The organism is Mycobacterium venezuelense, assembly GCF_054919535.1.
In genome coordinates this window covers 220,220-232,766 of sequence record NZ_JBONDW010000005.1, presented here as the reverse complement: position 1 = coordinate 232,766, position 12,547 = coordinate 220,220, and the positions used below count along the sequence as shown (strand labels likewise).

At 67.0% G+C, this 12,547-nt stretch carries 8 protein-coding genes; all 8 read right to left on the bottom strand.

Annotated features, from left to right (window positions below; genetic code table 11):
• Nucleotides 1-15 precede the first annotated feature (15 nt).
• The gene (gene pyk, locus ACRCUN_RS10335) at nt 16-1,434 is read right to left on the bottom strand and encodes a pyruvate kinase (RefSeq protein ID WP_462141529.1); all 1,419 of its coding nucleotides are present in this window, start codon (nt 1,432-1,434) and stop codon (nt 16-18) included.
• A 27-nt stretch (nt 1,435-1,461) separates the two neighbouring features.
• The gene (locus ACRCUN_RS10330) at nt 1,462-2,964 is read right to left on the bottom strand and encodes a glutamate synthase subunit beta (protein ID WP_462141528.1); all 1,503 of its coding nucleotides are present in this window, start codon (nt 2,962-2,964) and stop codon (nt 1,462-1,464) included.
• A complete protein-coding gene (gene gltB / locus ACRCUN_RS10325; RefSeq protein WP_462141527.1) occupies nt 2,957-7,513 on the bottom strand; it encodes a glutamate synthase large subunit in 4,557 nt (1,518 codons plus the stop codon). The genes ACRCUN_RS10330 and gltB overlap by 8 nt, the downstream gene beginning before the upstream one ends.
• Nucleotides 7,514-7,597: 84 nt before the next feature.
• A complete protein-coding gene (locus tag ACRCUN_RS10320) occupies nt 7,598-8,011 on the bottom strand; it encodes a DUF2752 domain-containing protein (RefSeq protein ID WP_462141526.1) in 414 nt (137 codons plus the stop codon).
• Nucleotides 8,001-8,408 carry a TM2 domain-containing protein gene (locus ACRCUN_RS10315; protein ID WP_462141525.1) on the bottom strand — a complete coding sequence of 136 codons (408 nt, stop codon included), beginning with the start codon at nt 8,406-8,408 and terminating at the stop codon, nt 8,001-8,003. The genes ACRCUN_RS10320 and ACRCUN_RS10315 overlap by 11 nt, the downstream gene beginning before the upstream one ends.
• A gap of 27 nt (nt 8,409-8,435) precedes the next feature.
• Nucleotides 8,436-10,493 carry a prolipoprotein diacylglyceryl transferase gene (gene lgt / locus ACRCUN_RS10310; protein WP_462141524.1) on the bottom strand — a complete coding sequence of 686 codons (2,058 nt, stop codon included), beginning with the start codon at nt 10,491-10,493 and terminating at the stop codon, nt 8,436-8,438.
• On the bottom strand, nt 10,490-11,278 hold the full coding sequence (gene trpA / locus ACRCUN_RS10305) for a tryptophan synthase subunit alpha (protein WP_462141523.1): 789 nt from the start codon (nt 11,276-11,278) through the stop codon (nt 10,490-10,492). Before trpA ends, lgt begins: the two co-directional genes overlap by 4 nt.
• Nucleotides 11,278-12,540: a tryptophan synthase subunit beta gene (gene trpB / locus ACRCUN_RS10300; protein WP_462141522.1), complete on the bottom strand. Its 1,263-nt coding sequence runs from the start codon at nt 12,538-12,540 to the stop codon at nt 11,278-11,280. Before trpB ends, trpA begins: the two co-directional genes overlap by 1 nt.
• Nucleotides 12,541-12,547: the final 7 nt, after the last annotated feature.

Sequence of the window (12,547 nt, the reverse complement as noted above, 5' to 3'; positions counted from 1 at the left end):
CCCCTTGCCGCAGCGCTAGACGTCGTCCTCCCCGATGCGGTGCACATGGATCAGATTCGTGGAGCCTACTGTGCCGGGCGGAGCACCCGCGACGATGACCACCAGCTCGCCCCGCTTGTACCGGCCGAGATCCAGCAGCGACTTGTCGACCTGCCGGATCATGTCGTCGGTGCTCTTCATCTGCGGCACGATGAACGTCTCGGTACCCCACGTCAGCGCGAGCTGGCTGCGCACCTCGGGCAGTGCGGTGAACGCCAACACCGGCAACGGCGTGTGCAGGCGCGCCAGCCGGCGAACCGTATCCCCGGACTGGGTGAACGCGACGAGCGCCTTGGCGTCGAGCCGTTCGCCGATGTCACGGGCGGCATAGGAAATCACGCCACGTTTGGTGCGCGGCACGTGCGTCAGCGGTGGCACCACCACGGAGTTGTCCTCGACCGCCTTGATGATGCGAGCCATCGTCTTGACGGCCTCCAACGGGTACTTGCCCACCGAGGTCTCGCCGGACAGCATCACGGCGTCCGCGCCGTCGAGCACGGCGTTGGCGACGTCGGAGGCCTCGGCCCGGGTGGGGCGCGAGTTCTCCAGCATCGACTCGAGCATCTGGGTAGCGACGATGACCGGCTTGGCGTTCTCCCGCGCCATCTGGATGGCCCGCTTCTGCACGAGCGGCACTTCCTCCAGTGGCAGCTCGACACCCAGGTCACCGCGGGCGACCATGACGGCGTCGAAGGCCAGCACAATCGCCTCGAGGTTTTCGACGGCCTCGGGCTTCTCAAGCTTCGCGATCACCGGCACGCGCCGGCCGACCCGGTCCATCACCTCGTGGACGAGTTCGATGTCGGCCGGCGAACGCACGAACGACAACGCGATCAGGTCGACGCCCAGCCGCAGCGCGAACTCGAGATCCTCGATGTCCTTCTCGGACAGCGCCGGGACCGACACGTTCATGCCGGGCAGCGACAAACCCTTGTTGTTGCTGACCGGACCACCCTCGGTGACGGTGCACACCACGTCGTTGCCGTCGATCTGATCGACCACGAGGCCGACCTTGCCGTCATCGACGAGCAGCCGGTCGCCCTTCGCGGCGTCGGCAGCGAGATGCTTGTACGTCGTCGACACCCGGTCATGAGTTCCCTCACAGTCGTCGACGGTGATGCGCACGGTTTCGCCGGTCGCCCAGTACGTCGGACCGTCCTTGAACCTGCCGAGTCGGATCTTGGGTCCCTGCAGGTCGGCCAGGATGCCCACCGCATGACCGGTGGCGTCCGAGGCTGCCCGTACGCGCTTGTAGGCGGCCTCGTGGTCGGTGTAGTCGCCGTGGCTGAAGTTCAGCCGCGCGACATCCATCCCGGCTTCGACCAGTGCCCTGACGGTCTCGTCAGTCCCGGTAGCGGGGCCAAGCGTACAAACGATCTTTCCGCGTCTGCTCACGTCTTCTGAGCATAGTCGTTGATCGATTCAGACGACGGACAGCGGGAGGGCTCCGGGGCGCACGGGAGCCGGCAGGTCGGACTCGCCCATGAGGTAGGCGTCGACGGCATGCGCCGCGCTGCGCCCCTCGGCGATGGCCCACACCACCAGCGATGCTCCACGGTGCGCGTCTCCGCACACGAACACTCCCGGCGCGTCGGTCTGCCAGTCCGATCCGCAGCTCAGCGCTCCGCGCCGGTTCAGGGTGAGTCCGAGGTCATCGATCAACGCCATGTGTTCGACACCTTCGAACCCGATCGCGAGCAGTGCCAGATCGCACGGGATCTGCAGCGACTCGCCCACGGGCGTGATCTGCCTGCGGCCGTCGGCGTCGCGGGTCACCCGCACCTCGGCGATCTCCACGGCCCGTACGTGGCCTTTGTCGTCGCCGATGAACCGTTGCACGGCAACCTCGAAATGCCGCGCGCCGCCTTCGGCATGAGCCGGGGATGTTCTCAACACCAGCGGCCAGGTCGGCCACGGGCTGAGTGTCTCGTCACGGGCTTCGGGCGGTTCGGGGTTGTAGTCCAACTGCGTGACCGAGACCGCGCCCTGGCGGTGAGCGGTACCGAGACAGTCCGCGCCGGTATCGCCGCCGCCGATGATCACCACGTGCTTGCCCGCGGCGGAGATGGACGAGGTGCCGTCGCCTTCGCATTCGCGGTTGGCGGGTACCAGGTGTTCCATCGCCAGGTGCACGCCGTCGAGTTCGCGTCCGGGCACCTCGTTGTCGCGGCCCCGCAACGCACCGACTGCGAGCACGACCGCCTGATGGCGGTTCCGCAACTGCTCGACGGTCACGTCGACGCCGACCTCGCACTCGGTGACGAACCGGGTGCCCTCCGCCCGCATCTGGGCCAACCGCTGGTTGAGGACCGACTTCTCGAGCTTGTACTCGGGGATGCCGTAGCGCAGCAGCCCGCCCAGCCGGTCGTCGCGCTCATAGACGGTCACATCGTGACCGGCTCGCGTGAGTTGTTGTGCCGCAGCCAGTCCCGCGGGGCCGGAACCCACCACCGCGACGCTCTTTCCGGTCGAGATGGCGGCGGGCTGCGGTTCGACAGTACCGTCCATCCAGGCTTGGTCGGCGATGGTCTGTTCGATGCGTTTTATCGTCACGCTGCCGCCGGTCTGCTCCTCGGCGATCGACAGCACGCAGGCGGCCTCACACGGTGCCGGACACAGCCGCCCGGTGAACTCCGGGAAATTGTTGGTGGCGTGCAGGCGATCGCTGGCCGCGTCCCACCGTCCTCGGCGCACCAGGTCGTTCCATTCCGGGATCAAGTTGCCCAGCGGACAACCCGCACTCCCCGAGTGGCAGAACGGGATTCCGCAGTCCATGCAGCGGCGTGCCTGTTGCGACACCTCGCCGGCACGTTCGTGCGGGTCCTGGCGTTCGTACACTTCGCGCCAGTCTCCGACGCGCTCGTCCACCGGCCGCTTGGCGGCTTCGATCTTGGGTACTCGCAGGAATCCGGTCGGATCAGCCACGGCTGGCCTCCATAATCGCGCTGTCGACGTCGCGTCCCTCGGCCTTGGCCATCCGGGTGGCCTGGAGCACGCGCTGGTAGTCGGTGGGCATGACTTTCGTGAATTGAGCACTGCGCCTTGGCCAGTCGGACAGGATCGACGTGGCCACGGTGCTGCCCGTGTGTTGAGCGTGTCTGGCGACGACGTCGTGCAGCCAGGTCAGATCCTCTGGCTCCAGACGCTGCAGTTGCACCATCTCGGTGTTGACCCGCGCCGGGTCCAGGCCGAGAACGTAGGCGATGCCACCGGACATACCTGCCGCCAGGTTGCGCCCGGTCTTCCCGAGGATGACGACGCGACCACCGGTCATGTATTCGCATGCATGGTCACCGACGCCCTCGACGACGGCGAGCGCCCCGGAATTGCGGGCGCAGAACCGTTCCCCGACGCGACCGCGCAGGAACACCTCCCCGGACGTCGCGCCGTAGAGCAAGGTGTTGCCCGCGATGACGTTGTCCTCGGGCAGGAAGAGCACATCGTCGGGTGGCCGAACAACCACCCGTCCGCCGGACAATCCCTTGCCGACGTAGTCGTTGGCGTCGCCGATCAATTCGATCGTGATGCCGGGCGGGAGAAACGCCCCGATCGACTGCCCGGCCGAACCGGTCAGGGTTATGTGAATGGTGTTGTCGGGCAGGCCGGCCGCGCCGTAGCGGCGGGTGACCTCAGCGCCCAGCAGCGTGCCGACCGTGCGGTTGACGTTGCGGACCGGCAATTCCAGCCGAACCGGGTGCGCGTCCTCGAGAGCACCTTCGGCAAGTTGAATCAGCGTGCGGTCCAGCGCTTGTTCCAGACCGTGGTCCTGTGCGCGGAGCCGGCGGCGCTGGGTGAGCTTGCCGCCGTGGGCGTCGGTGGGCACCGCGAATATCGGACTGAGATCGAGCCCGCGGGTTTTCCAATGCGCCACGCCCGGTGCCGTATCGAGCACCTCCGCGTGTCCGACGGCCTCGTCGATGCTGCGGAAGCCGAGCTCGGCGAGGTAGCGCCGGATGTCCTCGGCGATGAACGTGAAGAAGTTCTCCACGAACTCCGGCTTTCCGTTGAACCGGGCCCGCAATTCGGGATTCTGCGTGGCGACGCCGACGGGGCAGGTGTCCAGATGGCAGACGCGCATCATGATGCAGCCCGAGACGACCAGAGGTGCGGTGGCAAAGCCGAACTCCTCCGCACCGAGCAGCGTGGCCACCATGACGTCGCGCGCGGTCCGCATGCCGCCGTCGCACTGCACGGTGATGCGGTCGCGCAAGCCGTTGAGCACCAGGGTCTGCTGCGTGTCGGCCAGTCCGATCTCCCACGGGGCGCCGGCGTGCTTGAGCGATGTGAGCGGTGCCGCGCCGGTGCCGCCGTCGTACCCGGAGATCAACACCACGTCGGCGTGCGCCTTGGAGACACCCGCGGCGACCGTTCCCACGCCGACGCTGCTGACGAGCTTGACGTGGATGCGTGCGTCGGCGTTGGCGTTCTTCAGGTCGTGGATCAGTTGGGCCAGATCCTCGATCGAGTAGATGTCGTGGTGGGGCGGCGGCGAGATGAGCCCGACCCCTGGCGTCGAGTGCCGGGTTTTGGCGATGTTGGGATAGACCTTGTAGCCCGGAAGTTGGCCGCCCTCACCGGGCTTGGCGCCCTGGGCCATCTTGATCTGGATGTCGGTTGCGTTGACGAGGTAGTCGCTGGTGACGCCGAAACGTCCCGACGCCACCTGCTTGACGGCGCTGCGGCGGCTCGGATCGTAGAGTCGGTCGACGTCCTCGCCGCCCTCACCGCTGTTGGACCGTCCGCCGAGATTGTTCATGGCGATGGCCATCGTCTCGTGGGCTTCAGCCGAGATCGAGCCGTAGCTCATGGCTCCGGTGTTGAAGCGCGTGACGATCGAGTCGACCGGTTCCACCTCGTCGAGTGGGACCGGTGGGCGCAGACCTTTCTTGAACTCGAACAGGCCGCGCAGCGCCCCGCCCTCGCGGGCCAGGCGGTCGACTTCCCCGGAGTACTGAGCGAATACGTCCTCGCGCCCGGTACGAGTCGAATGTTGTAGCAGGAACACCACTTCCGGCGTGAACAGATGAAGCTCGCCTTCGCGCCGGAACGCGTACTCACCGCCCACCTCAAGCCGGCGGTGCACCCGTTCGGTCGGGTTCTCCGGATAGGCGCGCCGATGCCGCTGCTTGACCTCCTCGGCGAGCACATCCAGCCCGACCCCGCCGAGTTGGCTCGTCGTGCCCGCGAAGTACTCGCTGACGACGTCACGGTCCAGGCCGATCGCTTCGAACACCTGGGCACCGGTGTAGGACGCGACCGTGGAGATGCCCATCTTGCTCATCACCTTGACCACGCCCTTGCCGAGCGCTTTGACGTAATTGCGGACCGCGGTGGCGGATTCGATACCGGTGAGTTCTCCTTCGCGAATCAGGTCCTCGATCGATTCGAATGCCAGGTACGGGTTGACCGCGGCGGCGCCGAATCCGATGAGCATCGCGATGTGGTGGACCTCGCGGGCGTCGCCGCTCTCCACCACGAGCGCCACCTTGGTGCGTTCCTTGGTGCGCACCAAATGATGGTGCACGGCGGAGACCGCAAGGAGCGACGGAATCGGCGCCCGGGTGTGATCGGAGTCCCGGTCCGAGATCACCAGCGTGCGAGCGCCTTTGGCGATCGCGTCGCAGGCCCGCATCCGCAGGTCCTCCAACGCCTCGGCCAGTCCTTCGCCCCCGCGTTCGACATCATAGAGAGCCCGCAGCACGGTCGTGCGCAAGCCGGGGTGTTCGCCGTCATCGTTGATGCGCACGATCTTGCCGAGTTCGTCGTTGTCGAGCACCGGCCACCGCAGCACGATCTGACGACAGGATGCGGCCGTGGGTTCCAGCAGGTTTTCCTCGGGCCCCATCACTCGGGCCATCGAGGTGACCACCTCTTCCCGTATGGCGTCCAGGGGTGGATTGGTCACCTGTGCGAACAGTTCGACGAAGTAGTCGTATAGCAGCCGCGACCGCGATGACAGCACCGCGGTCGGAGTGTCGGTGCCCATCGAACCGAGCGGCTCATTGCCCGATGCCGCCATCGGGGTGAGCAGGATCCGAAGTTCTTCCTCGGTATAGCCGAATGCGATCTGACGCCGCACGACCGATTCATGGTTCGGCTGGATCGAGGCCCGGTCGGGCAGGGTCTTGAGGTCGAGCAGCCCGGCGTGCAACCACTCCCCATAGGGTTCGGCCGACGACAGCTGCTCTTTGATCTCGTCATCGGTGATGATGCGGCCGGCCGCGGTATCGACCAGGAACATCTTCCCCGGCTGCAAGCGCCCCTTGGCGACGATCTCGCCGGACGGCACGTCCAGCACGCCACTCTCGCTGGCGAGGATGACTTTGTCGTCGACCGTGCGCCACCACCGGCCGGGCCGTAAACCGTTGCGGTCCAACACCGCTCCGACGACAGTTCCGTCGGTGAACGTGACGCACGCCGGACCGTCCCACGGTTCCATCAACGATGCGTGGTACTGCCAGAACGCACGCTCGGCCGGACCCATCGTGGTGTTGTTCTCCCACGCCTCCGGAATCATCATCAGCACCGCGTGCGGCAGGCTGCGGCCCCCGAGATGAAGCAGCTCCAAGACCTCGTCGAACGACGCCGAATCAGACGCGTCAGGCGTGCAGATGGGCGACAGCCGGCTCAGGTCACCCGGGATCCGCGAACTCGCCAGCATGGCCTCGCGCGCATGCATGCGATTGCGATTGCCACGGACGGTGTTGATCTCGCCGTTGTGGGCGACGAACCGGAACGGATGCGCCAGCGGCCACGATGGGAACGTGTTGGTCGAGAACCGGCTGTGAACAATGGCGATGGCGCTCTGGCACCGCTCGTCACGAAGGTCCGGAAAGTACTGGGGCAGTTGCAAGGTCGTCAACATGCCCTTGTAGACGATGGTGCGGCTCGACAGCGACGGGAAGTACACGTCAGACCGTTCGGCTCGTTTGCGCAAGGGATAGACCCTGCGGTCCAGCTCGATTCCGCTCGGCCGGCTGCCTGCGACCTCGGGGCCTGCGACGAACAACTGCGCCATGTAGGGCATACACCCCAGTGCTGTCATTCCGATGCCTGCGCCGTCCGGGTCGACCGGAAGTGCTCGCCAGCCCAGTACCTCCAAGCCTTCCTCGGCGGCGATGGCCTCGACCTCATCGCGAGCAGCGCTGCGCGCGATCGGATCCTGCGGCAGGAAGCAGATGCCTGCGGCGAATGCGTTGCTGCCGTCGGCGGCCGGTTCCGGCAGCGCGAAGTCGACGGTCTCGCGCAGCAGCTCGACCGGCAACTGCAGGAGAATCCCGGCGCCGTCGCCGCTGTTGGGTTCGGCTCCGGCCGCGCCGCGGTGCTCGAGGTGCTCGAGTGCGACCAACCCGTCTGTGACGATGCCGTGGGATCGGCGGCCCTGGATATCGGTGATCATGGCAACGCCGCAAGAATCGGCTTCGTGGTCAGGGTCGTAGAGACCCTGCGCGTCTGGCAATGCCGAGAAGAGCACTGGCTCGCACCTCCGCAGTCGGGAACTTCCTGGTCCCGGGACTGCACCGGCCCGAATTTCTAGTGTATCAGCGCAGGTCGGCGACTACTCCGCAATCAGAGTCGGCACGAAAGGGAAGCCGGGCAGGTTTCGTACGACAGTCCAGGCAACGATCGCGACCACGAGGATCACCACCGCCGTGACCGGAAACGGCTTCCTGCCCGTACGCCACCGCACCACGGCCCATGCGGCCAGCAGCGGTAGCCCGACCAGCAGAAACACGTTGTCCACCACTGCCGCGGCGATGTCGCCGTGCAGCAGGTCGTGCGTCATCCGCAGCCCGCCGCAGGCGGGACAGTCCCACCCGGTGATCGCCTTGAACGGGCATGGCGGGAAGAGAAAACCCGCCCGGTGGGGATCGGCGATGCCGATGTAGGCGAGCGCCCCGACCAACGCCGCGCCGGTGCCCAGCGCGCCGTAGCGCGCGGCCTTCGCCTGGGATGCGCTGCTAGGTTCCATCGCGCAGCGGACGTCCCTGCGGATCGCGGACCTTGTCGGTCAGAATCAGGATCGCGTCGACGATGCCCCAGATGAAGGCGCCGACGCCACACGTCACCAAGCCGACGAGCAGTTGGGCGATACCCAGGCCCGTCTGCCCGAGGTAGATGCGACCAAAGCCGACGAAACCGATCAGGCCGATCAGCTGGAGCACACCCGCGGTGACTTTGGACTTGTCGGAGTAGGGCTCCCCGGTGAGCGGGTGGCGGCCATACGGGGCGCTGGGGTCACCGAACCCGGGCGCATAACCGGGCGACGGTTGATAGCCCGGTGGGGGCGGCGGATATCCCGCAGGCGGAGGAAAAGGCGGCGTCGATGCGCCGTCGGCGGTGCCACCGGACTGCGTTGGATCGGTCATGTTGCCAGCATGCCAGAGCGTCGGGCGTTATCGGTTGCGGCGCAACCACCGGCGAATGCGCCCGCCCTCCGGCTGGGTCGGCGCGGGTGCTGCGACGCTTTCCGCGGAAGCAGGCTGCGCGACGGGGGTTTCGGCTTCAGCGTCGTCTGACGTAGCCGCTTCGGGGGCCGGCTCAGCGGGCTCAGGCTCGGCCGCGCCGGTCTGGTCTTCCGGCTCGCTCTGATCGGGTTCTTCGACGGTTTCGGTGACGTCTGCGGGCTCGCTGGCCTCGTCAGCGGCGGCCTCGCTCTCCGCCGGTGCCTCGGTGTCGGCCTCAGCCTCGCCGGCCTGCTCTTCGCCTTCCGGCTGGATCTGCTTGGGCTCTTCGACGCCCTCGGTGGCCTCTGCGGGCTCACTGGCCTCGTCAGTGGCGGCCTCGCCTACCGCTTCGCCGTCGGTAGGTGCCTCAGTGGGCTCGGCGCCGACCGGCTCTTCGGCTTCCGGCCCGGTCTGCTCGGGTTCTTCGACGGTTTCGGTGACGTCTGCGGGCTCGCTGGCCTCGTCAGCGGCGGCCTCGCCGTCCGCCTCGCCGTCCGCAGGTGCCTCATCAGCCTCGCCCTCGTCGGCCTGCTCTTCGGCTTCCGGCTCGGTAGACGACTCCGCGACGATGTCAGACACATCAGTCTCACCATCGTGCTCAACGGACTCAGCCGCCTCAGGCGCTTCGTCCTCCGCCTCGGGCTCGGCGGGGGCGCCCTCGGTATCGAGCGCGGACTCGTCGGCCTCGGCGATCTCAGCGGACTCGTCTTCTGCTTCGGTTGCAGTGGGTGCGCCCTCGACCTCCGGCTCGCCATCCTCGCTGAGTTCCTCGGAAGGCGGCTCGGTCGCGTCCGTCTCGTCGGCCTCAGGCTCCCCTTCGGTCTCTTCTTCCGCTTCCGGTTCGGCGGGCGCACCCTCGGTGTCCAGCTCGGTCGCCTCGGCCGAGTCGGGTTCTTCGACCGAATCGTCGTGGTCGGCCTTGGAGGCGACGGCCTTGAGCTCGACTGCGGCCGCGGCATCGACGCTGTCGTCCGCGACGACCTCATCCGTATGCATGTGGTCGGCTTCGGTGTCCCCGACCGCTGCCGCATCCTCAGCCTCGTTCTTCCCGGCGACGGCGGCTGCCGCCACCACCCCGGTCGTCGCGGCAGCGGTGACGAACTCCTTGCCGACCTCGTCGAGCGCAGACTCCTCGTCCTCAGCGCGCTTGCCGCCAAGCGTGGCCGGATCCTCGCGCCCCTTCGGCGCGAGCATGATGTAGACCACCGCGCCGATGAACACGAATGTCGAGGTGAACGTGTTGACCCGGATTCCGGCGAACTCGGTCGCGAAATCGCTGCGCATCAGCTCGATCCAGAACCGACCTGCGCAGTAGCCGGCGACATACAGCGCGAACAACCGCCCGTGGCCAAGGTTGAACTTGCGGTCGGCCCAGATCAACAGCGCGAATATGAGGACGTTCCACAGCAGTTCGTAAAGGAACGTGGGATGGACGACGGCGACCACTTGACCGGTCGACACACCGTTGAGTTCGTCCCGGACTCCGGCGGCGTTGAGGCGTTCGTAAATCTCCAGACCCCAAGGCAGCGTCGTGGGCCGGCCGAACAGTTCTTGGTTGAAATAGTTGCCGAGCCGGCCGATCGCCTGGGCCAGGATGATGCCGGGCGCGATCGCATCCCCGAACGCGGGCAACGGAATTCCGCGCAGGCGGCAGGCGATCCAGGCACCCAATGCACCCAGCGCCACAGCGCCCCAGATGCCCAGGCCGCCTTCCCACACCTGGAAGGCCGCTCCCAGGCCCTTGCCCGTTGGGCCGAAATAGGTGTTCCAGTCGGTCAGGACGTGATAGAGCCGGCCACCGATCAAGCCGAACGGCACTGCCCACAACGCGATGTCGTAGATGACGCCGGGTTCGCCGCCGCGTGCCTGCCAGCGTCGGTCACCGATGATCAGCGCCGCGACTATGCCGATGATGATGCAGAGCGCGTACGCACGGATCGGGACCGGGCCCAGATGCCATACCCCCTGTGCCGGGCTGGGCAGGTATGCGAGCACGGTTGTGGTCAAGCCGAAATCCTCTGTCGAACCCCGCCGGCCAGTTCCTCGGTCAGCGCGCGCACCGAGTCGAGTCCGCTCTGCAACGCCGAGACGAGCGCCGATCCGACGATCACGCCGTCGGCGTACGAACCGATCTGGGCGGCCTGTTCACCGGAGCGCACCCCCAGCCCCACACCGACCGGGATGTCGGACACCTCGCGCACCCGGCGCACCAACTCAGGGGCGGCCGAGGAGACCGCGTCACGTGCACCGGTGACCCCCATCGTCGATGCGGCGTAGACGAACCCGCGCGACGCCTGCACCGTGGCAGCGAGCCGTTCCGGGGTCGAGGACGGCGCCACCAGGAATATGCGGTCCAACTTGTGCGCCTCGGAGGCCGCAAACCACTCGTCGGCTTCCTCCGGGATGAGGTCAGGGGTGATCAACCCGTAGCCGCCTGCCGCGGCGAGGTCTCGAGCAAAGGTGTCAACTCCCCTGCGCAGCACGGGATTCCAGTAGGTCATCACAACCGCTCGGCCGCCGGCATTGCTGATCGCCTCGACCGCGGCCAGTGTGTCGCGCACCCGGACGCCCCCTGCCAGTGCAGCCTCGGTGGCTGCGGCGATCGTCGGGCCGTCCATGCCGGGATCGGAGTAGGGCACACCGACTTCGACGAGGTCGCAACCTGATTCGACCATCGTCGTCATCGCCGCGATCGAAGTCTGTACATCGGGGAATCCCGTCGGCAGGTAACCGATCAGCGCGGCGCGGCCCTCCGCGCGGCAGGTATCGAAGAGTTCGGCCAGGCGGCTCATCAGGAATCTCCCTCGTCGAGCAAGCCGAACCACTTGGCTGCCGTTTCGACGTCTTTGTCACCGCGACCCGACAGGTTTACCACGATGACCGCGCCGGCACCGAGTTCCTGACCCAGCTTGAGGGCGCCGCCCAGCGCATGTGCCGACTCGATCGCCGGGATGATTCCCTCGGTGCGGCACAGCAGCGAGAAGGCGTCCATGGCTTCGGTATCGGTGACCGGCCGGTACTCGGCCCGCCCGATGTCCTTGAGATGGGCATGCTCAGGTCCGACCCCGGGATAGTCGAGACCCGCCGAGATCGAATGCGATTCGATGGTCTGCCCGTCCTCGTCCTGCAGCAGGTACGAGAACGATCCCTGAAACGCGCCCGGCGACCCGCCGGTGAAAGTCGCGGCGTGGCGACCGGTTTCGACGCCATCGCCCGCAGCCTCGAAACCGATCAGCCGAACACCTGGGTCGTCGATGAACGCGTGGAAGACACCGATCGCGTTGGATCCACCGCCGACGCAGGCGGTCACGGCATCGGGAAGCCTGCCGGCCTGCTCCTGGATCTGCGCCCGCGCTTCCAGGCCGATGACCCGTTGGAAGTCACGGACCATGAGCGGGAACGGATGCGGTCCGGCCGCGGTGCCGAAGCAGTAGTACGTCTCGTCGGCGTTGGTCACCCAGTCCCGGAACGCCTCGTTGATGGCATCCTTGAGAGTTTTCGACCCGGCCTGTACCGCGACCACGGTCGCGCCGAGCAGGCGCATCCTCGCGACGTTGAGCGCCTGACGTGCGGTGTCGACGGCGCCCATGTAGATCACGCACTCGAGACCGAGCAGCGCACAAGCCGTCGCGGTGGCCACGCCGTGCTGGCCGGCCCCGGTCTCGGCGATGACGCGTGTCTTGCCCATCTGCTTGGCCAGCAGCGCTTGGCCGAGCACATTGTTGATCTTGTGAGAACCGGTGTGGTTCAAGTCTTCCCGCTTGAGGAAGAGGCGGGCGCCACCGGCGTGCTCGGACAGCCGGGTCGCTTCGTAGAGCGGCGACGGGCGACCGCTGTAGTGACGCTGCAGCCGATCGAGCTCGTCGAGGAAAGTCTGGTCGCCCCGGGCCTTCTCGTAGGCCGCGGTGACTTCCTCGATCACGGCCATCAGCGCCTCGGGCACCAGCCGGCCACCATAGGAACCGAAATGCCCGCGGTTGTCGGGATCATGGACAGTGCGTTCGGCCACCCCCGCGCTCGAGCGCGGAAGTTCGGGGCCGGCGAGATCCGCCATCAGTTTG